This window comes from Rhodoferax ferrireducens T118, from assembly GCF_000013605.1.
Classification (GTDB): Bacteria; Pseudomonadota; Gammaproteobacteria; order Burkholderiales; family Burkholderiaceae_C; genus Rhodoferax; species Rhodoferax ferrireducens.
The window spans coordinates 3,479,773-3,500,197 of the sequence record NC_007908.1; the positions used below are offsets into that span (position 1 = coordinate 3,479,773).

A 20,425-nucleotide genomic window follows, 5' to 3' on the forward strand; every position below is an offset into this window, starting at 1 on the left:
TTGCGCCGAGCCACGCGGTCAAGACATTTGCCTACCGAAAGGTATGAAAATGGCTTTCAGCAAAAGGAGTAAACGCAATGGCTATGGGACGCCCACGAGGATTTGATGCTGACGAGATGCTGGACAAGGTCGTCAATGTGTTCTGGCAACACGGTTATGAGGGCACATCCATGGCCACCTTGATGGCTGCCACAGGCCTCAACAAGCCCAGCCTGTATGCCGCTTTCGGCAGCAAGGAAGAATTGTTCCGCTGCGCGCTCGAACGCTACTGGCAACGCCAGGGAGAACTCACTCGAAAACATTTGGATGAGCCTGATGCTCGCACCGGTGTGGAGCACATGCTTCTGGCGCTGGTGGACATTCAAACCCAGCCTGGCTTGCCGCATGGCTGCCTGGCTGTTCACGGTGGACTGGTGGGCAGTGTTGCCAGTGCCGCCGTCAGGGACGAACTGAGGGCGCGCCAGGCAGCGCTGCAAACCATGGTGCGGGACCGTCTGACTCTCGCTCAGGCCGAAGGCGAGCTGGCCTCCAGCGTTGATGTCGCCGATTTGGCACGCTATCTAACCATGGTGGGACAGGGCGCAGCCGTACAAGCCGCTGGCGGCGCAACCAGAGAGGAACTGCGTCGTGCCGTGAAAGTGGCGATGCGGGCTTGGCCAGAGGCTGACTGATCGAACGCGTTATGCATCATTTTTGCCCGTAGCCCCCGTCAATCCTTCGTAATAAGCTATTAAAAATATAGCAACCATCCAGCCGTTATGCTTTGCTGCCCAAGCCGTTCATCGCTCAACGTCAACCAGCACGATTTCCAGCCCTCGCCCTGGCGCAGCCTCGCCAGGCCTGACGATTTACCACAAGATCCATGAAAAAAATCATCCTCATTACCGGCGGCTCCCGAGGCATCGGGGCTGCCATTGCCCACCTTGCCGCCGAGGCGGGCTACGCGGTCTGCATCAGCTACCTCCACCATCGGGCTGCGGCCGAGGCGGTTGTGGCGGCCATCACGCAAAAAAATGGCATCGCCATGGCCGTTCAGGCCGACGTGGCGATCGAGGAAGATGTGATCCGGCTTTTCAAGCACGTCGATGCCTCTTTCGGCCCGCTGACCGCACTGGTCAACAACGCCGGGATTCTGGAGCGGCAAGCGCGCGTTGACGAGATGGACAGCACACGCATCCAGCGCATCTTTGCCACCAACGTGGTCGGCAGCTTCATCTGTTCACGCGAAGCGGTGCGGCGCATGTCGACCCGGCACGCCGGCAAGGGCGGCGCCATCGTCAACATGTCATCACGCGCATCGCACCTTGGTGCCCCTGGCGAATATGTCGACTACGCCGCATCCAAGGCGGCCATTGACACCCTGACCATTGGCTTGGCCAAAGAGGTTGCGGCGGAGGGCATCCGTGTCAACGCCGTGTCCCCCGGAATCATCTACACCGACATTCACGCCAGTGGCGGCGACCCCCAGCGGGTGGATCGGGTGAAAGCGAGCGTGCCGATGAAGCGCGGCGGTTATCCCGAAGAGGTTGCCAAGGCCGTTCTGTGGCTGCTGTCTGATGATGCCTCGTATACCACCGGCGCCTCTATCGATGTGGCCGGTGGGCGGTAGACTTTTGCCGTTTCTTCACAGCCAAGGCCATCTGCCAGAATGCAAGCCCCCACCCATGATCGAACAACACCATGAAGAATATTTGCGTTTATTGCGGCTCCAACCCTGGGCGACAAGAGGCCTATTCCAGCGCCGCGCGTGCGCTGGCCAAGTCGCTGGTTGACCGCAACCTGGGGCTGGTCTATGGCGGTGCCAGCGTGGGCATCATGGGGCTGATTGCCGACACCGTGCTGCAGCTCGGCGGCAGGGCCGTGGGGGTCATCCCGGAGGCACTGGTGCGAAAGGAAGTTGCGCACAAGAGCCTGACCGAGCTCCACGTCACGCAGTCCATGCATGAGCGCAAAACCCTGATGGCTGAACTGTCTGACGGCTTCATCGCCATGCCTGGCGGCATCGGCACGCTGGAAGAAATTTTCGAAATCTGGACCTGGGCCCAACTTGGCATTCATGCCAAACCCTGCGGCTTGCTGAACGCGGCGGGCTACTTCGATGCACTGACGACGTTTTTGGATCATGCGGTCGCAGAGCAGTTCGTCAAACCACCGCACCGCGCCATCCTGATCGTCGAGCAGACACCCGACGTGCTGCTGGACCGATTCGCCAGTTACCAGGCACCCACTGTGCAAAAGTGGGTGGGAAAAGCCGAAACGTGAAGGGTTGACGCGTGCCTGGGCTCGTGATGTCCAAATAGCACAACAGGTTTTACAGGGAGATCCCCATGACACTCGAATGGCGCTACACGCAGGACGGCATCGACTGGGACGAGCTCGCAGACCTCTACCGAGTCGCCCCGCTTGGCAACAAGAATTCATCGGGTTTGAAGACCGTGTTCACGGCCAGCATGTTCAAGTGTTTTGTCTACGACTCAGGCAAGCTGATCGGCGCCGGGCGGGTACTGGCCGACGGCGTGGACTGCGCCTACCTCTGCGACGTCGCCGTGCGCCCGAGCCATCAAGGCACGCGTGTGGGCAAGGCAATTGTGGCCACGCTGGTGGATCTCTCCAAAGATCACAAGAAGATCATCCTGTATGCGGTTCCCGGCAAGGAGCCGTTCTACCGAAAGTTGGGTTTCAAGCGAATGACGACCGCCATGGCCATCTTCGCCAATCCGGCGCAGGCCCTGGCAACCGGACTGGTCAGCGAGGATTGAACCGGCTGGGCCTGTCCGCCTTCCGCAAGAGGCGCTACGCCTTGCGATCACACCGAAACACATTGTCCTGGTCTCGATAGAACTCGCACCGTTTCGTCAGCGCCTCCTTCAGGCGAAGCCGTGCGCGGTGAATCCTGATCTTCGCCGTCGCCAGGGAACAAGCGCAAATCTCGGCCGTTTGCTCGGCTGACAGTCCCTCGAGATCGTGCAGGATGAGCGCGGCACGGTAACTGTCCGGCAGGCTGTCGATCACGGCGCGAATACATTCGTTCATCTCGCCCAACATCATTTTTTCGTCCAGCGCGCGATCCGGGTCAATGGGTTCGGCGACTTCGTCCAGCTCAACGATGTGCAGCCTCCGATCAGGATGGCGCAGGTAATCGGCAGCGACACGGTTGGCGATGGAAAAAGCCCAGGTCTTGATCGACGAACGACCGGCAAAGGATGGCAGCCCCTGGTTGATGCGCATCAGCGTTTCCTGCGACAGGTCTTGCGCCACGGCAGGGTCTCCGACATACCGTTCAAGGTAGCGCCGCAGCGACTGCGCCAAATCGTCAGCAATAGCGCGAAACGCGGGTTGTACAACTTCACCATTCATGTCATGTTCCCCAGGCGATACAGCGCCGCCCCATCACGCTGTGGCGGCGCATCTTCAAACACATGTCAACAGCATGCGCCTGCAGCATTCGCCGCAGGCTTGCCTGCATCCTCTTCGCCCGAAGGATGCGCATGACAAGCCGATGGGGCGAGCGTGCCGCAGCTGGCCATCATTTTCGACATCATCGCGGCCATGCCGCCTGCGGGCTGCGCCCTGCTGGACGCAGCGGCGCTCGGTGCATTGTCATCCTGTGCGCATCCGCATGCTGGCACGGGCTCCGCGCTGCCGGCTTCAAGCGCGACCGCGGGCAGCATGGCGAGCGCGGTCTGGAGCGTCTTGCGGGCCGGGACTTGGCGAATCTTGTCCGCATGCAGGATGGCGGCGTGGATTTCAGCATCGCTCAGCCCCGCTTTTCGCGATTGCGGAATGTGGTACTCCATGCAGGGCGGGCAATTGCTGCCCATTGCAGCGCCAAGCGCCACCAGTTCAAGGTCTCGGGGGCTCAAATCACGCATGATGTTCTCCAATAGGTTTCGGTTGATAAGTTCCGGACGATTTTTTCTCATCCACCTACTTAGACGGGTAACCGGTCGCAAGAGATACACCTGCGCTGTCCCCCATCGAATTCGTTAAGCTTACAAACCAGGCAATACCCTCCGGAGTCACCATGCCAAACACTGAATTCCCCATCGCCATCGCTGCCCTGGATGCAGCACCCCGCACAAAACCTTCAACTTATCCCGAACCGTTTGCCTCGCGCATGGCGGGCCGGGAGAAGCGACCGCTGGGCGAGCTCTTCGGTTTATCCAATTTCGGCGTGAACCTGACCCGTCTCATACCCGGTGCAGGCTCTGCGCTTCGGCACGCCCACACGAGACAGGACGAATTCGTGTACATCGTGGAGGGTCACCCGGTGCTCATCACGGACCAGGGCGAGACGCCACTTGCTCCGGGCATGTGCGCGGGTTTCAAAGCCGGCACCGGCAAAGGCCACAAAGTCGTGAACCGCACAAACGCGGATGTTCTTTATCTCGAAGTCGGCGACCGCACCGCCGGCGATGCCGCGACCTACCCGGATGACGACTTGCAAGCCGCCTTGGGGGACGACGGGAAATGGCGGTACGCCCACAAGGATGGAACACCGTATTGAAGCGTAGGCCTTGCATTGCTATATGAAAAAGATGGCCGCTAGCCCCCCCGGGCGGCCAGCGCGCCTGAAGCGGAAAATCCAGCCTCCGCCGCCTTTGCCACTGACTTGCGCGCAGAGCCCCTCGCCGTGGCGACCTCACCCGTCCGCAGCGTCAAGTCCAAAGTCCGACTGCTAAGATCGCGACTCGTAACTTTCTTGCCAAGCTGACTTTATGGATTACCCCGGAAATTTGTTTGTCGTTGCCGCCCCCAGTGGGGCTGGTAAATCGAGCCTGGTGAAAGCGTTGCTGGAACTCGATTCGCACGTTCAACTCTCGGTTTCGCATACCACGCGCGCCCCGCGCGGGCAGGAAAAGCACGGCCGCGAGTATTTTTTCGTCTCCGAGCAGGAATTCGACGCCATGGTGAAAGCCGATGCATTTGTGGAATGGGCTTCGGTGCACCAGCACCGCTATGGCACCTCCAAAAGAGCGATTGAAGAGCGCATGGCACAAGGGGCCGATGTGGTGCTTGAAATCGATTACCAGGGCGCGCTGCAGATCAAGAAGCTGTTTGCCAATGCCATCAGCATCTTCATCCTGCCGCCGAGTTGGGACGAGTTGCGCGCGCGGCTGGAGCGCCGTGGTGAAGATTCAGCCGACGTCATTGAACTGCGGCTCAAAAACGCAGCGATTGAAGTGGCGCAAGTGCATAAGTTTGACTTCGTTATAATCAACGAATTGTTTGATCGTGCGCTTTTTGACCTGAAAGCGATTGTTCATTCCCAGCGACTCAAGTTCTCGGCGCAGCGTCGCGCTCGGGCTGAAACGTTCAAAGCACTGCATATTTTCTAGTGCACCCCCTTGGTCTTTCGGAGAATTTCATGGCCCGTATTACTGTCGAAGACTGCCTTGAGCAGATCCCCAATCGTTTTCAGCTGGTGCTGGCAGCGACCTACCGTGCGCGCATGCTGAGCCAAGGCCATGCGCCCAAAGTGGATTGCAAGAACAAGCCCGCCGTCACCGCCCTGCGCGAGATCGCCGCAGGCAAAATTGGCCTGGAGATGCTGAAAAAAGTCCCGCTCTGAGGGTTTTTTCCAAGGCCAAAAAAGCACCGTTTGCGGTGCTTTTTTATTGGCGCGCGGCAAAACGCCGTCAGCACGCTATATTCACGGGGTGAGTACCGTTGTCAAACCCAACTCCAGCAAGAAGCCAGCCGCGGCGGGGCCGCGGCCCGTGGCCGACTTGCCCAGCCCGGCAGCAGTCAACGCGGCCGCGGCCAGTTTTGCCGGCCTGACGGCCAAACTCGACTACCTGTCAGCCTCGGATCTGGCGCAGGTGCGCCTGGCCTACCGCTATGCCGACCAAGCCCATTTGGGACAACTGCGCAACAGCGGTGAACCCTACATCACCCACCCGATTGCCGTCGCCGCCCAATGCGCCGACTGGAAGCTCGATGCCCAGGCACTGATGGCGGCGCTGCTGCATGATGCGCTGGAGGATTGCTGCGTCACCAAAATTGAGCTGATCGAGCGCTTTGGCTCGCCCGTGGCCGAGCTGGTGGACGGTCTGACCAAGCTCGACAAGCTGCATTTCAGTACCCGCGAAGAAAACCAGGCCGAGTCGTTTCGCAAAATGCTGCTGGCCATGGCGCGCGACGTGCGCGTCATCCTGATCAAGTTGGCGGATCGAACCCACAACATGCGCACGCTGTCAGACGCTCCGCGCGATAAGTGGGCCCGAATTGCCACCGAGACGCTCGACATCTACGCCCCGATTGCGCATCGCCTGGGTCTGAACCAGACCTACCGTGAACTCCAGAACCTGGCGTTTCGCTATTTGCGGCCCTGGCGTTACGCCATTTTGTCCAAGGCGGTGGCCAAATCGCGCGGTCGTCGACGCGATCTGATTCAAAAAGTACAGGAAGAAGTCGACACCGCCTTCGCCAACAGTGGCATGGATGTGCGCATCGCCGGTCGCGAGAAAACCTTGTATTCGATCTACAAGAAGATGGAGGAGAAGCACCTCACATTTGCCCAGGTCACGGACATCTATGGCTTCCGGATTCTGGTGCCCAGCGTGATTGACTGCTACACCGCGCTGGGCACCTTGCACCAGCTCTACAAACCGGTGCCCGGCAAGTTCAAGGACCACATTGCCATTGGCAAGCTCAATGGCTACCAGTCGCTGCACACCACCTTGGTCGGCCCGTCCGGGGTGAATGTGGAGTTTCAGATACGCACCGAGGCCATGCACCTGGTCGCCGAGTCAGGGGTTGCCGCGCACTGGTTGTACAAAGTCAACACCCCGCAAGGCACCGGCACCGGCGACTGGCTGGGCTCCAAGTGGCTGCAGTCGCTGCTTGACATCGAAGATGAAACACGCGATGCCGCCGAGTTTTGGGATCACGTCAAGGTTGACCTGTTCCCGGATGCGGTCTATGTCTTTACGCCCAAAAGCCAGATCATGGCACTGCCCAAAGGGGCCACGGTGGTGGACTTTGCCTACGCGATTCACAGCAATGTCGGCGACCGCACGCTGGCGGCGCGGATCAACGGCGAACAAGTACCCTTGCGCACCGAGATCAAAAATGGCGACGTCATTGAAATTGTCACCGCGCCGGGCGCCGCCCCCAATCCGGCCTGGCTCGGGTTTGTCCGCACTGCGCGCGCCCGCTCAAAAATTCGCCAGCACCTCAAGACGCTGGCCCAGACCGAGTCTGAGGACCTGGGCGAAAAGATGTTGGCGCAGGCGCTGCGCGCCGAAGGCATTGAAAAATTGCCGGACGACACCGGCAGCAATCGGTTGCTGTGGGAGAAGTTACTGCGTTTTACCGGCAACAAGAGCATGTCCGAACTGTTCCTGGACCTTGGCTTGGGCAAACGCATTGCCAGCATCGTTGCCAAGCGTTTGCTGACCTTGCTGACCGACCGGGGCGAAAAGCCGGACGCCTTGTTGCTCACGCGCGAGCGCTACACCACGAACGAGGCGGTAGCACAAGGCGGCGTCGTGCTCGATGGCAGCGAAAACGCCTCCATCCGTTTCGCGCCGTGTTGCGGACCGGTGCCGGGCGACGCCATTGTGGGTTACCTGGGACGCGGCGAGGGTTTGCTGGTGCATGCAGCGGACTGCGCGGTAGCCCAAAAGCTCAAACTCAATGACAGTGAGCGCTTTATTGACGTGCAGTGGTCGGACGACCCGGTTCGCCCCTTTGAAACCGAGGTGCGGGTGACGGTCGTCAATGGCCGCGGCGTGTTGGCCCGGGTCGCTGCCGCCCTCGCCGCTGCCGAGGTCGACATCACGCACATTGACATGGAAGATGAAGCCGCGCAGGACGCCACTGACTTGCGTTTTGTGATTGCCGTGCGTGACAGCAAACAGCTTGAAACCGCCTTGGGCAATCTCAGAAGAACACATGCCGTGCTCAAAGCGCAACGGTCCAAAGTCACCCAATAGATCGTTGCAGCAACTCAAGCATCTGGCGCCGGATAGTCGACGCCAATCACCTCAATCTCGACCCGGCCGACTGGCGTCAGCAGCTGCAATTCATCGCCAACACGGGCTTGCAGCAGGGTGCGGGCAATCGGCGACACCCAACTGACCTGGCCCAGGGCGCTGTCGGCCTCATCGATGCCCAAAATGGTGACGCTGCGCGCCGTGCCTGCGGCCTCGACATACGTCACATGCGCACCAAAGAAAATCTGCTCACTGCCGTGGTGCAGCGCCGGGTCGGTGACTTGCGCGATTTCAAGCCGCTGGGTCAAAAAACGGATACGCCGGTCAATCTCGCGCAAGCGTTTTTTGCCATAGATGTAGTCGCCGTTTTCAGAGCGATCGCCGTTGCTGGCGGCCCAATAAACCGCCTCCACCACCTGAGGCCGCTGGTTATCGATCAAGTCCAGCAGTTCGCCGCGTAAGCGGGCATACCCTTGCGGTGTGATGTAATTTTTGCCACCTGCGGGCAGTGAAGGCGATGGCGATGGCGCGTCGTCCTCGTCGGCGTCATCGGTTTCTTTGGTGAAAGCTTTGTTCATGGCAGCACCACCGGCGGGCCCAGCCGGTGATTCAGGTCAAGCCGACTTCAGGCGAAATTGGCTTGCGCAAAACCCCAGTTCACCAGCTTGTCAAAGAAGACTTCAACGTATTTCTGGCGCAGGTTGCGGTAATCAATGTAATAGGCGTGCTCCCACACATCAACCGTCAGCAGCGCCTTGTCGGCGCTGGTCAGCGGGGTGCCCGCCGGACCCATGTTGACGATATCGACCGAACCATCGGCCTTTTTCACCAGCCAGGTCCAGCCGGAGCCAAAGTTGCCCACGGCCGACTTGACGAACGCTTCTTTGAACGCCACGTAGCTACCCCATTTGGCGTTGATGGCGGCTGCCAGCGCACCGGTGGGCTCACCGCCGCCCTGGGGCTTCATGCCGTTCCAGAAAAAGGTGTGGTTCCAGATTTGCGCGGCATTGTTGTAAATGCCACCGCTGGCTTGTTTGATGATGTCTTCGAGCGACATGTTCTCAAAATCAGTGCCTTTTTGCAGATTGTTGAGATTCACGACATAGGCGTTGTGGTGCTTGCCGTAGTGGTACTCCATCGTTTCCTGGGAGTAGGCGGGGGCCAGCGCGTCAATCGCGTACGGCAGGGCGGGCAGTTTATGTTCCATGATGTCCTCGTGAGTTGGTTGTTGGAGATCGGCAATTGTAGAAACTTTGCTCAAATCGAGGGGGTCACCGTCAAATCAACCGCGCCATCGGCAAGGGTGGCCCGCACGGCCTGACCGGGCCAGGTTTGCTGCACGCTGCTGATGCCGACACCGTCCGGCGTGCTCAACCAGGCGTAGCCGCGCGCAAGCACCAGGTGCGGGTCGAGCAGGCCCAGCCGCAATGCCGCGCGCTGCAGACGCTCGTCCTGGCGCTGCAGGCCGCGCTGCGCCGCCGTGGGCAAAGCCGCCTGCTGCCGCAGCAAGGCTTGCTGTCTTTGCTGCACAAAATGGGTTGATGCCAGTTGCAGCCGTTGCGCGCTAGCGCCCAGGCGCAGGCCTTGACGCCCGACCAGCGCCGACGGTCGCCCAAGGCGCGACGTTGTCAGATCCAGACGCTGGCTTTGCTGATCCAGGCGGCGCAGCACGGCATCCTGCAGGCGGCGCGCCGCCGCATCAAGCGCGCCCAGCCAGAGCTGACGCGGCTGCGCCACCAACTCGGCCGCGGCGGTGGGTGTTGGCGCGCGCAGGTCGGCCACAAAATCAGCGATGGTGAAGTCGGTTTCATGGCCGACGCCGCAAACAATGGGCACCGGGCTTTGCGCCAATGTGTGCGCCAGTTGCTCGTCGTTGAAGGCCCATAAATCCTCCATCGAACCGCCCCCGCGCACCAGCAAAATGACATCGATGCAGGGTGCGGCGGACTCGCCCTTCTTCTTTGTCTTTTTAGTAAAATCAGGCTCTAGCCCCCGTCCTTCCTGCGTAAGCCGATATAAATTTAATAGCGCCTGAATCAACTCGCCGGGTGCGTTGCTGCCCTGCACCGTGGCTGGCGCAATGACCACCGGGATGTGCGACACGCGCCGCTGCAGGGTCGTCACCACATCGTGCAAAGCGGCCGCACCAAGCGACGTCACCACGCCAATGCCACGCGGCAAAACGGGTAGCTGGCGTTTGCGCTCGGCAGCGAACAGCCCTTGGGCTTCCAGCTTGGCTTTGAGTTGGAGAAACTGCTCAAACAGCGCACCCTGCCCGGCCCGGCTCATGCTCTCCACAATCAATTGCAGATCGCCACGCGGCTCATAGACCCCCAGACGACCACGCACCTCGACCAGTTCGCCGTCGCGCGGCGAAAAGTCGAGCGAGCTGGCAGCGCGGCGAAACATGGCGCAACGAACCTGCGCACTTTCATCCTTGAGGGAAAAATAACAATGCCCGCTCGACGCGCGCGAGAAACCCGACAATTCGCCGCGCACGACGACCGGGTTAAAACGGGAATCGAGCGCAGCAGCGATGGCGCGGCAGAGCGCGCCAATTTGCCAGACGCGGGGCGTCATGGCGGGGTTGTCGGTTTCAAACATGAAGAAAACGACCGCTGGCGTCGGGCTGTGACAGGGGAATGCTCCACAATGGCAGGCCTTGTTCGTTGCCATTTTGAAAGCCCCCTGGAGCGCCGGATACTTTGATGCAATTTATTGATTTCATTGTATTTTTCACTGCCTAATTTGTCATCGATCTGTCGCAAGCCCCAGCCCATGCGGCTCGGTGGCACTTCAGTAGCCAGTTTTGCACAAAGTTATCCACAGATTTTGTGGGTGATCGGGGCAGACACCCGTCCGTGGAATAAGTCTCCCAGACGGATGAAGTCCAAGACTTGGGACGTGCGCCATAATTGCGCGGCATTTCATCTGCGCGGAGACCCCATTTGTTTTCAATCATACAAGCCGCAGGCTGGCCGATCTGGCCGCTGGTTGCCTGCTCTATCCTGGCCCTGGCGCTCGTCATTGAGCGCTTTGTCAGTCTCAAGACGATCAAAATCGCACCGCCCCAATTGCTCGACGAGGTACTCACCATCACGCGCACGGTGGTGCCGACGCCCGATGTCGTGAATCAGCTGGCGCAAAACTCGGCCTTGGGTGAAGTGCTGGCCAGCGGCTTGCGCGCGCTCAACAGCCACCCGCGTTGCAGCGAGGACGAGCTGCGCTCCACCATGGAGAGCACCGGTCGCCTGGTCGCGCACCGGCTGGAAAAATACCTGAACGCGCTCGCCACCATTGCCTCGGCGGCGCCGCTGATGGGCTTGTTTGGCACGGTCGTGGGCATGATCGAGATTTTTGGCTCGCAGTCGACGCCCGGCGGCGCGACCGGGGGCAACCCGGCGCAACTGGCGCATGGCATTTCGATTGCGCTCTACAACACCGCGTTTGGCCTGATCGTGGCCATTCCGTCGCTGATTTTCTGGCGCTACTTCCGGGCGCGCGTCGACGAGTACCTGCTGACGCTGGAACTGGCGTCGGAGCGGCTGGCACGCCACCTCAACACATTACGCAAGCCATGAATTTCCGTCCGCGTCAAAAGGAAGAGCCCGAGATCAACCTGATCCCGTTCATTGACGTGTTGTTGGTGGTGCTGATTTTCTTGATGCTCTCCACCACCTACAGCAAGTTCACCGAACTGCAACTCAAGCTGCCGGTGGCTGACACCGAAGCCCAGCGCGATTACCCCAGGGAGGTGCTGGTCAGCGTCAGCAGCGAAGGAGCGTATACCGTCAACAAGACGCCCGTGGCGGGCCGCAGCGTGGACATCGTCGCCGCCGCCCTGAGCGAAGGTGCCAAAGCGGGCAAGGACTCGGTGGTGATCATCCATGCCGACGCCAGTGCCCGGCACCAGGACGTGATCACGGTCATGGAAGCGGCCCGACGCGCCGGGCTGAGCCAAATCACCTTCGCCACCCAGTCGACGGCGCATGCCAGGGGCAACTGAGAGAGAAAGTGGTTACAGAAAAACCGTTGTCGTCCCGGACTTGCGGCGCTTGCGCAAAACTTGCTTCCTGATCTGTAATGACAATGAAAAAAGACTTTTCGGTTGTCTTGACTGGGATGGAGTTTTGAACGTTCTTTCCCCCACCCATACCCCCCCGCCCCTTTCCCGCCCCGCCGGGCGGGAAAGGGGAGCCTCATGTGGCCGCGTCTTTAAAGATGGGAAATTTGTTCTTGATGGCGCGCTGGCCTCCAAGAGGCCGCAATGCAGGAACGAAACGCTCAAGTCAGTTGCGTCACTTGCTGCCTCAACGCCAATTTGCGCGTGTACGTCCCACCTTAAGAAGCAAGGCCAAATGTGGCTGTTGGCTCCCCTTTCCGCCCCGGCGGGGGTGGAAAGGGGCGGGGGGGATAGGGGGGGGAATCCAGCGCATAAAAACAAGAACGCCACCAATCACAGGGAGGCTGAATCATGACCCAGCCAACCCAATCTTCAACCTGGCAACAACACCTGACCCGCGCCTGGACACACCGCGGCTGGCTGGCCTGGCTGTTGTGGCCCATCTCGCTGCTGTATGGCGTGCTGGTCAAGTTACGCCGCAGTCTGTACCAGGCAGGCATCTTCAAATCAGAGCGCGTGCCGGTCCCGGTGATCGTGGTCGGCAATGTGGTGGCGGGCGGCGCTGGCAAGACCCCGGTGGTCATGATGGTTGTGCGGCACTTGCAGGCGCGCGGCCTGCAAGTGGGGGTGATCTCGCGCGGCTATGGCCGCCAGACCCACGACTGCCGCGAGGTGTGTTCTGACAGCGCGATTACCGACGTCGGCGACGAGCCGGCCCTGATCCAGCGCAGCACGGCCGCGCCCGTGTTTGTCGCCAGCCGCCGGGTTGACGCCGCTCGCGCGCTGCTGGCGCGCTACGCGCAAACGCAGGTCATCGTCTGTGACGACGGCTTGCAACACCTGGGCCTGCAGCGCGACCTGGAGATTTGTGTGTTTGACGAGCGCGGCGTCGGCAATGGCTTTTTGCTGCCCGCCGGCCCCTTGCGTGAACCCTGGCCGCGCGCGGTGGACCTGGTGCTGCACACCGGCACACCGCCCGCTTTTGCCGGTTTCTCTGCCCAGCGCACGCTCAGCCGCTACGCGCTGATGGCTGACGGCAGCCAGCAGGCACTCGGCGATCTGGCTGGCCCAACCTGCCTGTGCAACAAGCCCCTGCTGGCTTTGGCCGCCATTGCCAAGCCGGAAAATTTTTTCACCATGCTGCGCGCCCAGGGCTTGACCTTGGCACGCACCCTCGCGCTGCCGGACCACTACGGTTTTGATAGCTGGTCACACAATGACTACGAGGGCTACACCCTGATTTGCACCGAAAAAGATGCGGTTAAATTGTGGCCGCTAGAACCTGATGCCCTGGCCGTGCCGCTGGTCGTCACGCCAGAGCCCGCCTTTCTGGCGCAACTCGACGCCCGCCTCGACCGCCTGCTGCCGACAGATCCCTCGCCAACGCTATCATTAGCCCATGGACACACGACTACTTGAATTATTGGTTTGCCCGGTCACCAAAGGGCCACTCGAATACAACCGCGAGAAGCAGGAACTGACTTCCCGCAGCGCGCGGCTGGCCTACCCGGTGCGCGACGGCGTTCCGATCCTGCTGGAAAGCGAAGCCCGCACGCTGAGCGACGAGGAACTCGGTCTTTGACTTTCACCGTCCTGATCCCGGCGCGGCTGGCGTCGACCCGCCTGCCGAATAAGCCCCTGGCTGACATTGGCGGGGCGCCGATGGTGGTGCGGGTGGCGCAGCGGGTGCTGTCCGGTGCCGGCCTCGCTGGCCGTGTACGTGTCGTGGTGGCGGGCGACAGCCCGCTGATCATCGAAGCCTGCCAGGTCCACGGCATCGAGGCCGTGCTGACCCGCACCGACCACCCCTCTGGCAGCGACCGGCTGGCCGAGGCCTGTGATTTGCTCCGGCTGGGCGACGACGAAATCGTGGTCAACGTGCAGGGCGACGAACCACTGATTGACCCGTCACTGGTCGCCGCCGTCGCCGGCCTTCTTCTCAATCAGCCTGCAGCCAGCATGAGCACGGCGGCACACGCTATAAATAGTGAAGCAGAATTCAACAACCGCAACGTCGTCAAGGTGGTACTCGACGCCCAAGGGCTGGCGCTGTATTTCAGCCGTGCCCCGATTCCCTGTTGGCGCGACCAGCCCCTGAGCGCCAACGACAGCGCTGCGCTGCCCAGCCCTCCCCCGTTGCGCCACATTGGCCTCTATGCCTACCGGGTCGGCTTTTTACGCCGCTTCCCGACCCTGGCGCAGGCCCCGATCGAAATCACGGAATCGCTGGAGCAACTGCGCGCCCTGTGGCACGGCTACCGGATTGCCGTCCACATCGCACCCCACGCACCCGGCCCGGGCGTGGACACGCCCGAGGACCTGGAGCGTGTGCGTCACCTGTTCGGTGCTTGATCGGCGTCAGCCAGAGCGACCTTGACGCATGCTATTCTTGCACGCAAACGAGGCACCCCGGTTGACTTGAAAGCCAGGCGGGGGGCGCTAACTGATTTTCAGCAAATCAAAGGAAAACCATGAGACTCATCCTGTTGGGCGCACCCGGCGCCGGCAAAGGCACGCAAGCCACGTTCATCTGCCAGAAATACGGCATCCCGCAAATTTCAACCGGCGACATGCTGCGCGCCGCGGTCAAGGCCGGCACGCCGCTGGGCATTGAAGCCAAAAAGGTGATGGACGCGGGCGGTCTGGTCAGCGACGACCTGATCATCAACCTGGTGAAAGAACGCATCGCCCAGAGTGACTGCGCGGCCGGGTTCCTGTTTGACGGCTTTCCGCGCACCATTCCGCAGGCCGACGCCATGAAAGCCGCCGGTGTCAAACTTGATTACGTGCTGGAAATCGACGTTCCGTTTGACGCCATCATCGAGCGCATGAGCGGCCGGCGCTCCCACGCGGCTTCCGGTCGCACCTACCACGTCAAGTTCAACCCGCCTAAAGTGGCAGGCGTGGACGACGTCACCGGCGAGCCCCTGATTCAGCGCGACGACGACAAGGAAGAGACCGTCAAGAAGCGGCTGGAGGTGTACAGCGCGCAAACCCGTCCGCTGGTGGATTACTACAGCAACTGGGCCAAGGCTGAACCGGCTGCCGCACCCAAATACCGCGCGATCAGCGGCACCGGCGGTGTGGATGAGATCACAGCACGGGCCTTTGCGGCGCTCGCTGGTTAAAGCCTCAGCTTCGGTCAAACAGGGCCTGGCGCCCCTTGGGGTGTCATTTTTTAGGCCAAGCCCGCGCGAGGGAAAAACAGGCGCGCCCCTGAACATCGCCTTTGCGGCGTTGCAGTCATTGACACCCCCAGACGCCTCACGATTTCAAAAACCCGTTCAACGCCGCCAGCATCGGCTCGGGCGTTTCGTTCATCTGGTGGTGCCCGCCGGGCAGGTAAACCACTTGGGCATTTGACGCCTTTTTAATCAGACCCTGCGCCGCTTTGGGTGGCGTCATCTGATCGACGCGGCCCAACACAAAAAGCACCGGGCACTGCACCTGCGCCATCGCCGCCTCCCCATGACTGTAGCTGTCGCAAGCCTTGAAACCGGCATGAAACAGGTTGACGCGGGGGTTGCTGGCCAGCACCCGGCGCCCCAGCGCCATGGACGCGCCATACACCCAGGTGCCCGGCCCCAGGGCCGATGGCGGCGGCGCCAGGGTTGAGCGTGAAAAGATGTTGACCATCTCCAGGGCGCGCATAGGCTCCTTCAACGAGGATTCCAGCAGGGCGGGCGACACCTTCATGGGGAACGCTGTGCCCACCAGCACCAATTGGCTAACGCGTTCCGGTGCGCGGGCGGCGGCTTCCAGCGCGACCAGGGAGCCAAAGCTGTGGCCCACCAGCGCGGCCTTGTCCAGGTCCGCCGCATCCATCAGGGCGATGACAAAGTCGGCGGCGTCTTCCACCGTGGCCGGTGGGTCGCCTGCGCTTCGGCAGTGACCCGGCAGATCCACAGCGAGCACGTTCCAGCCGTGATGGGCCAGGTAGCGGGTCTGCAAAATCCACACGCTGTGGTCGTTCAATACGCCGTGGATGAAGATAACGGTGGGCTGGGTGGCATCGAAAGTCTTCCCACCGGTGTAGCAATAGGTGCTGTGGCCGTTGACGGTGAGTTCCATCATGCACCTGCCTTTTCTGCCGTTTTCAACGCCCGCTTGAGGTCGTCAATCAGGTCATCCGGGTCTTCCAGGCCGATCGACAGGCGGATCGTGCCCTGCGTGATGCTGCCTGCGGCAAGCGCCTCGTCGCTCAGGCGAAAGTGCGTCGTGCTGGCCGGGTGAATCACCAGACTGCGGCAGTCGCCCACGTTGGCCAGGTGGCTGAAGACCTTGAGGCTTTCGACGAACTTCTTGCCCTGCTCGCGACTGCCATTGAGGTCAAAACTGAACACCGAGCCGGCCCCGCGCGGCAACAGCTGTTGCGCCAACGCGTGGCTCGGGTGGCTGTCCAGCAGCGGGTGGCCGACGCGCGCAACAAACGGCTGGCTGGCCAGGAATTCCACCACTTTGCGCGTGTTGCTCATGTGCCGTTCCATGCGCAGCGACAGGGTTTCAATTCCCTGCAAAATCAGCCACGCGGAATGCGGGCTCAGACAGGCGCCAAAGTCGCGCAGGCCCTCACGCCGGGCGCGCAACAGGAAGGCGCCCACGGTCGATTCTTCGCTGAACACCATGTTGTGAAAGCCCGCATAGGGTTCGGTCAGTTCCGGGAATTTGCCGGATTTGTCCCAGTCGAATGTGCCGCCGTCCACCACAATGCCGCCGATCACCGTGCCGTGGCCGCTCAGGAATTTGGTGGCCGAGTGGTAGACCAGATCGGCGCCATGGTCGAACGGCTTGATGAGCCAGGGCGAGGTGAGGGTCGAGTCCACCAGCAGCGGCACGCCCGCCTCGTGGGCGATGGCCGAGATGGTCGCGATGTCCAGCACCTCCAGCCCGGGGTTGCCCACGGTTTCGCCAAAAAAAAGCTTGGTGTTCGGCCGCACGGCGGCGCGCCAGCCGTCGATGTCACCCGGCTTCACGAAAGTCGTCTCAATGCCAAAGCGGCGTAGCGTGTAGTGCAGCAGGTTTTGGGAGCCGCCGTACAACGCCGTGGAGGCCACAATGTGCGAGCCCGCGCCCATGAGCGTGGCAATACTGAGGTGCAGCGCAGCTTGACCGCTGGCGGTTGTGATGGCGCCGATGCCGCCTTCGAGCGCGGCAACGCGCTGCTCCAGCACCGCGTTGGTCGGGTTGCTGATGCGCGAGTAGACGTGACCGGCACGTTCCAGGTTGAACAGGGCGGCGGCGTGGTCGCTCGACTCGAACACGAATGATGTGGTGAGATGAATCGGCACCGCGCGCGCACCGGTGGCGGGGTCCGGGGCGGCGCCGGCGTGCAGCGCCAGCGTGTCAAAACCGGGGTCTGAATAGCCAGGCATGGTTTTCCTTGTGAAGCTTGCGAAGGTAAGCTCGCATTATCCGGTCAAGTTCGATCGCACAAGGGGTGACGGTCTGGGATAATCTCCCGCCATGAGCGGCAACACTTTTGGAAAACTATTCGCGGTCACCAACTTTGGTGAATCCCACGGCCCGGCCATTGGCTGCGTGATTGACGGTTGCCCGCCAGGCATGACCTTGAGCGTCACTGACATCCAGCCCGACCTGGATCGGCGCCGCCCCGGTACTTCTAAATTTGTGACGCAGCGCAATGAGCCTGATGCAGTCGAAATTCTGTCCGGTGTGTATGAGGGCAAAACCACCGGCACACCGATCTGCTTGCTGATCAAAAACACCGACCAGCGCAGCAAGGACTACGGCAACATCGTTCAAACCTTTCGCCCGGGCCATGCCGACTACACCTATTATCAAAAGTACGGTATCCGTGATCCGCGCGGGGGCGGACGCTCTTCGGCTCGATTGACAGCACCTATGGTGGCCGCCGGTGCGGTGGCCAAGAAATGGCTGTTTGAGCACTATGGCACGGTTTTTCGGGGCTGTATGACGCAGATCGGCGAGCTGCCGATTACTTTTGAGTCGTGGGATTTTGTGCCTGACAACCCTTTCTTTGCACCGATTGCCGACGTATCCGCGCTGGCAAGCTACATGGAAGTCCTGCGCAAGGCGGGCGACTCCTGCGGCGCCCGCATTCGCGTCTCGGCGTCGAACGTGCCGGTCGGTCTGGGGGAGCCTCTCTTTGACAAGTTGGATGCAGACATTGCTTACGCCATGATGGGCATCAATGCCGTCAAAGGGGTGGAAATTGGTGCCGGTTTTGCCAGCGTGGCGCAGCATGGCAGCAGCCATGGTGATTCACTGTCGCCAAAGGGCTTCAAGTCCAACAATGCCGGTGGCGTGCTGGGTGGTATCAGCAGCGGGCAAGACCTGGAGTTGTCGATTGCCATCAAACCCACCAGTTCGATCCTGACGCCGCGCGAATCGATTGACATGGCGGGCCAGTCCACTGAAGTCATCACCAAAGGCCGTCATGACCCCTGTGTCGGCATTCGAGCCACCCCAATTGCCGAGGCCATGTTGGCGCTGGTGGTCATGGACCATGCATTGCGCCAGCGGGCGCAATGCGGTGACGTAACCGTCAACTTGAAACCGATCAAGGCGTCGATTTAGCGCGCACGGTGCCTGACCATGCGCTCGGGCGATATTGGCATCGCCGACCGGTGGGTTATGCCTTTTTGGCGTAAGCGCTGCACCAGCCCTTGGCGGCCACTTGCTTGCCGGCGAACAGCGGGCAAGGACCCGATGCAGCGCCCGCCTTACCTTGGTATAGCGCGCAGTTGCCGCATTGCTGGGCGGCCGCGTGTTTCGGGAATTTTTTAGCGTCCGCCTTGGTGGTATCTGCCACATAGCCCAGCGCCTTGGCTTGGGGATCGGTGTCGGCAACCATGGGAAGGTCAGCGGCGAAGGCATTAGCGCCTACCAGGGCGCTGCCGCCCAAACTGAGTTGAACAATGAATTCGCGACGGTTGCTCATGAGATAGTTCCTAAGTGGTTAGATATTTGCCGGACGTTGCCCCTTGACAACTTCTTGGACCGCGTGATTCTATCGACTCGCCGCTTTCGATCGACCCGCGTTTTCACCAATACCCTTTTGAATCAATCGACCGGGGCCTGCCCGCCAGACTCACTTTCAAGACGGTGCGCGTCCGCAGCCATCCCTTCAAACCGGCACCAAAACGCAGAAACCGCCCGCAGGCGGCTTCCTTAATACTGCGCAGCAGATTACTTGCTGCCAGGCACCTTGCCTTCAACGCCCTTGACGAAGAAGTTCAGGCCACCGAGAAACTTGTCATCGGCCACCGCATCCTTGGCGACCTGCACTTTGCCGGTGTTATCGGTAATGGGGCCTTTCCAGATGCTGAAACTGCCGTCAGCGAGACCCTTCTTGACTTCTTCCACTTTGGCTTTGGTCTCAGCGGGCACATCTTCAGCGATCGACACGATGTCAATCGCGCCCTCTTTCACGCCCCACCAGGAATGACCACCACCGACCCACTTGCCTTCCAGCGCTTCACGCGTGGCCTTGATGTAATAAGGGCCCCAATTGATGACGCTCGATGCCAGGTGCGCTTTGGGGCCGTAAGCGGTCATGTCGGAATCCCAACCAAAGGCGCGCTTGCCTTTGGCCTCGGCGGTCTTGAGCACAGCCGGCGAATCGGTGTTCTGGAACAGCACGTCGGCGCCGCCATTGATCAGGCTGGTGGCGGCTTCGGTTTCTTTCGGCGGGTCAAACCAGCCATTCACCCACACCACCTTGGTCTTGATCTTGGGATTGCTCGACTGGGCACCCAGTGTGAAGCTGTTGATATTGCGGATCACTTCTGGAATTGGCACCGATGCCACCACGCCCAATGTATTGGTCTTGGTCATCTTGCCAGCGATGACGCCGGCCATGTAGGCACCTTCATAAGTGCGGCTGTCGTAGGTGCGCATGTTCTCGGCCTGCTTGTAGCCCGTAGCATGTTCAAACTTGACATCTTTGTTGTCGGCTGCCACTTTAAGCATGGGCTCCATGTAGCCAAAAGTGGTCCCAAAGATGAGCTTATTGCCTTGACCCGCCATGTCGCGCAGCACACGTTCAGCGTCGGCGCCCTCTGGCACGCTCTCGACATACGAGGTTTTGATCTTGTCACCAAATTCTTTTTCCAGCGCCTTGCGGCCGTTGTCATGCGCAAAGGTCCAGCCACCGTCGCCCACCGGGCCGACGTAGGCAAACGCAATTTTCAAGGGCTCAGGCTTGGGCGCTGGCGCGGGTGCCGAGGCAACCGGTGCCGGCGCCGGAACGGGTGCGGGCTCTTCCTTTTTGCCGCAGCCCATCAGCGCAGCCGAAGCGATGGCAGTGAGTGCGGCGATTTTTAGCAGTGAGCGTTTTTGCAGGTCGGTCATGTCAATTCTTTCTTTGGCGAAGTGGGTG

The 20,425-nt window shown here is 60.9% G+C and carries 24 protein-coding genes; 15 read left to right on the plus strand and 9 right to left on the minus strand.

Annotation, left to right across the window (positions count from 1 at the left end):
* Window positions 1–77 precede the first annotated feature (77 nt).
* From RFER_RS15895 to RFER_RS15910, 4 genes are all read left to right on the plus strand, one after another.
* Window positions 78–671 carry a TetR/AcrR family transcriptional regulator gene (locus RFER_RS15895; protein ID WP_011465412.1) on the plus strand — a complete coding sequence of 198 codons (594 nt, stop codon included), beginning with the start codon at window positions 78–80 and terminating at the stop codon, window positions 669–671.
* A gap of 191 nt (window positions 672–862) precedes the next feature.
* Complete coding sequence (locus tag RFER_RS15900) at window positions 863–1,609, plus strand: SDR family oxidoreductase (RefSeq protein ID WP_011465413.1); 747 nt, start codon at window positions 863–865, stop codon at window positions 1,607–1,609.
* Between the two features lie 71 nt (window positions 1,610–1,680).
* Window positions 1,681–2,262, plus strand: coding sequence for a TIGR00730 family Rossman fold protein (locus RFER_RS15905; RefSeq protein WP_011465414.1), 582 nt, complete (start codon window positions 1,681–1,683; stop codon window positions 2,260–2,262).
* Window positions 2,263–2,327: 65 nt separating this feature from the next.
* Window positions 2,328–2,759: a GNAT family N-acetyltransferase gene (locus tag RFER_RS15910; RefSeq protein WP_011465415.1), complete on the plus strand. Its 432-nt coding sequence runs from the start codon at window positions 2,328–2,330 to the stop codon at window positions 2,757–2,759.
* Window positions 2,760–2,793: 34 nt separating this feature from the next.
* On the opposite strand, the gene RFER_RS15915 is transcribed toward RFER_RS15910, so the two are convergent.
* Window positions 2,794–3,357, minus strand: coding sequence for an RNA polymerase sigma factor (locus RFER_RS15915; RefSeq protein WP_011465416.1), 564 nt, complete (start codon window positions 3,355–3,357; stop codon window positions 2,794–2,796).
* 65 nt (window positions 3,358–3,422) lie between these two features.
* Window positions 3,423–3,872: a carboxymuconolactone decarboxylase family protein gene (locus tag RFER_RS15920; protein WP_166485747.1), complete on the minus strand. Its 450-nt coding sequence runs from the start codon at window positions 3,870–3,872 to the stop codon at window positions 3,423–3,425.
* A 152-nt stretch (window positions 3,873–4,024) separates the two neighbouring features.
* Here RFER_RS15920 and RFER_RS15925 point away from each other — a divergent pair, with 152 nt between their 5' ends.
* From RFER_RS15925 to RFER_RS15940, 4 genes are all read left to right on the plus strand, one after another.
* Window positions 4,025–4,507 carry a cupin domain-containing protein gene (locus tag RFER_RS15925; protein WP_011465418.1) on the plus strand — a complete coding sequence of 161 codons (483 nt, stop codon included), beginning with the start codon at window positions 4,025–4,027 and terminating at the stop codon, window positions 4,505–4,507.
* A gap of 211 nt (window positions 4,508–4,718) precedes the next feature.
* A complete protein-coding gene (gene gmk / locus RFER_RS15930; RefSeq protein WP_011465419.1) occupies window positions 4,719–5,339 on the plus strand; it encodes a guanylate kinase in 621 nt (206 codons plus the stop codon).
* Between the two features lie 29 nt (window positions 5,340–5,368).
* Window positions 5,369–5,572: a DNA-directed RNA polymerase subunit omega gene (gene rpoZ / locus RFER_RS15935; RefSeq protein WP_011465420.1), complete on the plus strand. Its 204-nt coding sequence runs from the start codon at window positions 5,369–5,371 to the stop codon at window positions 5,570–5,572.
* A 148-nt stretch (window positions 5,573–5,720) separates the two neighbouring features.
* Window positions 5,721–7,940 (plus strand): RelA/SpoT family protein, encoded by a 2,220-nt coding sequence (locus tag RFER_RS15940; RefSeq protein WP_011465421.1) that lies wholly within the window; start codon window positions 5,721–5,723, stop codon window positions 7,938–7,940.
* A 14-nt stretch (window positions 7,941–7,954) separates the two neighbouring features.
* Here RFER_RS15940 and greB read toward each other — a convergent pair whose 3' ends face one another.
* From greB to xseA, 3 genes are read right to left on the minus strand one after another with little or no spacing between them, the layout of a single operon-like run.
* A complete protein-coding gene (gene greB / locus RFER_RS15945) occupies window positions 7,955–8,518 on the minus strand; it encodes a transcription elongation factor GreB (RefSeq protein WP_011465422.1) in 564 nt (187 codons plus the stop codon).
* Window positions 8,519–8,565: 47 nt separating this feature from the next.
* The gene (locus RFER_RS15950) at window positions 8,566–9,147 is read right to left on the minus strand and encodes a superoxide dismutase (RefSeq protein WP_011465423.1); all 582 of its coding nucleotides are present in this window, start codon (window positions 9,145–9,147) and stop codon (window positions 8,566–8,568) included.
* Window positions 9,148–9,197: 50 nt separating this feature from the next.
* On the minus strand, window positions 9,198–10,544 hold the full coding sequence (xseA, locus tag RFER_RS15955; RefSeq protein WP_041790882.1) for an exodeoxyribonuclease VII large subunit: 1,347 nt from the start codon (window positions 10,542–10,544) through the stop codon (window positions 9,198–9,200).
* Window positions 10,545–10,888: 344 nt separating this feature from the next.
* On the opposite strand from xseA, the gene RFER_RS15960 reads away from it, so the two are divergent.
* The 6 genes from RFER_RS15960 (at window position 10,889) to adk (ending at window position 15,191) form a co-directional block, all read left to right on the plus strand.
* On the plus strand, window positions 10,889–11,521 hold the full coding sequence (locus tag RFER_RS15960; protein ID WP_041790884.1) for a MotA/TolQ/ExbB proton channel family protein: 633 nt from the start codon (window positions 10,889–10,891) through the stop codon (window positions 11,519–11,521).
* Window positions 11,518–11,946 (plus strand): ExbD/TolR family protein, encoded by a 429-nt coding sequence (locus RFER_RS15965; protein WP_011465426.1) that lies wholly within the window; start codon window positions 11,518–11,520, stop codon window positions 11,944–11,946. Before RFER_RS15960 ends, RFER_RS15965 begins: the two co-directional genes overlap by 4 nt.
* Window positions 11,947–12,414: 468 nt before the next feature.
* Window positions 12,415–13,482 (plus strand): tetraacyldisaccharide 4'-kinase, encoded by a 1,068-nt coding sequence (gene lpxK, locus RFER_RS15970; RefSeq protein WP_011465427.1) that lies wholly within the window; start codon window positions 12,415–12,417, stop codon window positions 13,480–13,482.
* On the plus strand, window positions 13,463–13,645 hold the full coding sequence (locus RFER_RS15975; protein WP_011465428.1) for a Trm112 family protein: 183 nt from the start codon (window positions 13,463–13,465) through the stop codon (window positions 13,643–13,645). The genes lpxK and RFER_RS15975 overlap by 20 nt, the downstream gene beginning before the upstream one ends.
* Entirely contained in the window at window positions 13,642–14,415 is a 774-nt protein-coding gene (gene kdsB, locus RFER_RS15980) for a 3-deoxy-manno-octulosonate cytidylyltransferase (protein WP_011465429.1), read from the plus strand. Before RFER_RS15975 ends, kdsB begins: the two co-directional genes overlap by 4 nt.
* A 119-nt stretch (window positions 14,416–14,534) precedes the next feature.
* Window positions 14,535–15,191 carry an adenylate kinase gene (adk, locus tag RFER_RS15985; RefSeq protein WP_011465430.1) on the plus strand — a complete coding sequence of 219 codons (657 nt, stop codon included), beginning with the start codon at window positions 14,535–14,537 and terminating at the stop codon, window positions 15,189–15,191.
* 136 nt (window positions 15,192–15,327) lie between these two features.
* Here the strand turns inward: adk and RFER_RS15990 are convergent, their stop codons facing one another.
* Window positions 15,328–16,134 carry an alpha/beta fold hydrolase gene (locus RFER_RS15990; protein WP_011465431.1) on the minus strand — a complete coding sequence of 269 codons (807 nt, stop codon included), beginning with the start codon at window positions 16,132–16,134 and terminating at the stop codon, window positions 15,328–15,330.
* Complete coding sequence (locus RFER_RS15995; RefSeq protein ID WP_011465432.1) at window positions 16,134–17,435, minus strand: O-acetylhomoserine aminocarboxypropyltransferase; 1,302 nt, start codon at window positions 17,433–17,435, stop codon at window positions 16,134–16,136. Before RFER_RS15995 ends, RFER_RS15990 begins: the two co-directional genes overlap by 1 nt.
* A 91-nt stretch (window positions 17,436–17,526) precedes the next feature.
* Here RFER_RS15995 and aroC point away from each other — a divergent pair, with 91 nt between their 5' ends.
* A complete protein-coding gene (aroC, locus tag RFER_RS16000) occupies window positions 17,527–18,621 on the plus strand; it encodes a chorismate synthase (protein WP_011465433.1) in 1,095 nt (364 codons plus the stop codon).
* 55 nt (window positions 18,622–18,676) lie between these two features.
* Here the strand turns inward: aroC and RFER_RS16005 are convergent, their stop codons facing one another.
* The gene (locus tag RFER_RS16005; RefSeq protein ID WP_011465434.1) at window positions 18,677–18,985 is read right to left on the minus strand and encodes a high-potential iron-sulfur protein; all 309 of its coding nucleotides are present in this window, start codon (window positions 18,983–18,985) and stop codon (window positions 18,677–18,679) included.
* Window positions 18,986–19,233: 248 nt separating this feature from the next.
* Window positions 19,234–20,397 carry a BMP family ABC transporter substrate-binding protein gene (locus RFER_RS16010; protein ID WP_011465435.1) on the minus strand — a complete coding sequence of 388 codons (1,164 nt, stop codon included), beginning with the start codon at window positions 20,395–20,397 and terminating at the stop codon, window positions 19,234–19,236.
* Window positions 20,398–20,425: the final 28 nt, after the last annotated feature.

What these genes read in the sequence shown, in the direction of transcription:
- RFER_RS15895 (WP_011465412.1), top strand. Translation starts at nt 78, where the DNA reads ATGGCTATGGGACGCCCACGAGGATTTGATGCTGACGAGATGCTGGAC.
- RFER_RS15900 (WP_011465413.1), top strand. Translation starts at nt 863, where the DNA reads ATGAAAAAAATCATCCTCATTACCGGCGGCTCCCGAGGCATCGGGGCT.
- RFER_RS15905 (WP_011465414.1), top strand. Translation starts at nt 1,681, where the DNA reads ATGAAGAATATTTGCGTTTATTGCGGCTCCAACCCTGGGCGACAAGAG.
- RFER_RS15910 (WP_011465415.1), top strand. Translation starts at nt 2,328, where the DNA reads ATGACACTCGAATGGCGCTACACGCAGGACGGCATCGACTGGGACGAG.
- RFER_RS15915 (WP_011465416.1), bottom strand. Translation starts at nt 3,357, where the DNA reads ATGAATGGTGAAGTTGTACAACCCGCGTTTCGCGCTATTGCTGACGAT.
- RFER_RS15920 (WP_166485747.1), bottom strand. Translation starts at nt 3,872, where the DNA reads ATGCGTGATTTGAGCCCCCGAGACCTTGAACTGGTGGCGCTTGGCGCT.
- RFER_RS15925 (WP_011465418.1), top strand. Translation starts at nt 4,025, where the DNA reads ATGCCAAACACTGAATTCCCCATCGCCATCGCTGCCCTGGATGCAGCA.
- gmk (WP_011465419.1), top strand. Translation starts at nt 4,719, where the DNA reads ATGGATTACCCCGGAAATTTGTTTGTCGTTGCCGCCCCCAGTGGGGCT.
- rpoZ (WP_011465420.1), top strand. Translation starts at nt 5,369, where the DNA reads ATGGCCCGTATTACTGTCGAAGACTGCCTTGAGCAGATCCCCAATCGT.
- greB (WP_011465422.1), bottom strand. Translation starts at nt 8,518, where the DNA reads ATGAACAAAGCTTTCACCAAAGAAACCGATGACGCCGACGAGGACGAC.
- RFER_RS15950 (WP_011465423.1), bottom strand. Translation starts at nt 9,147, where the DNA reads ATGGAACATAAACTGCCCGCCCTGCCGTACGCGATTGACGCGCTGGCC.
- xseA (WP_041790882.1), bottom strand. Translation starts at nt 10,544, where the DNA reads ATGTTTGAAACCGACAACCCCGCCATGACGCCCCGCGTCTGGCAAATT.
- RFER_RS15965 (WP_011465426.1), top strand. Translation starts at nt 11,518, where the DNA reads ATGAATTTCCGTCCGCGTCAAAAGGAAGAGCCCGAGATCAACCTGATC.
- lpxK (WP_011465427.1), top strand. Translation starts at nt 12,415, where the DNA reads ATGACCCAGCCAACCCAATCTTCAACCTGGCAACAACACCTGACCCGC.
- RFER_RS15975 (WP_011465428.1), top strand. Translation starts at nt 13,463, where the DNA reads ATGGACACACGACTACTTGAATTATTGGTTTGCCCGGTCACCAAAGGG.
- adk (WP_011465430.1), top strand. Translation starts at nt 14,535, where the DNA reads ATGAGACTCATCCTGTTGGGCGCACCCGGCGCCGGCAAAGGCACGCAA.
- RFER_RS15990 (WP_011465431.1), bottom strand. Translation starts at nt 16,134, where the DNA reads ATGGAACTCACCGTCAACGGCCACAGCACCTATTGCTACACCGGTGGG.
- RFER_RS15995 (WP_011465432.1), bottom strand. Translation starts at nt 17,435, where the DNA reads ATGCCTGGCTATTCAGACCCCGGTTTTGACACGCTGGCGCTGCACGCC.
- aroC (WP_011465433.1), top strand. Translation starts at nt 17,527, where the DNA reads ATGAGCGGCAACACTTTTGGAAAACTATTCGCGGTCACCAACTTTGGT.
- RFER_RS16005 (WP_011465434.1), bottom strand. Translation starts at nt 18,985, where the DNA reads ATGAGCAACCGTCGCGAATTCATTGTTCAACTCAGTTTGGGCGGCAGC.
- RFER_RS16010 (WP_011465435.1), bottom strand. Translation starts at nt 20,397, where the DNA reads ATGACCGACCTGCAAAAACGCTCACTGCTAAAAATCGCCGCACTCACT.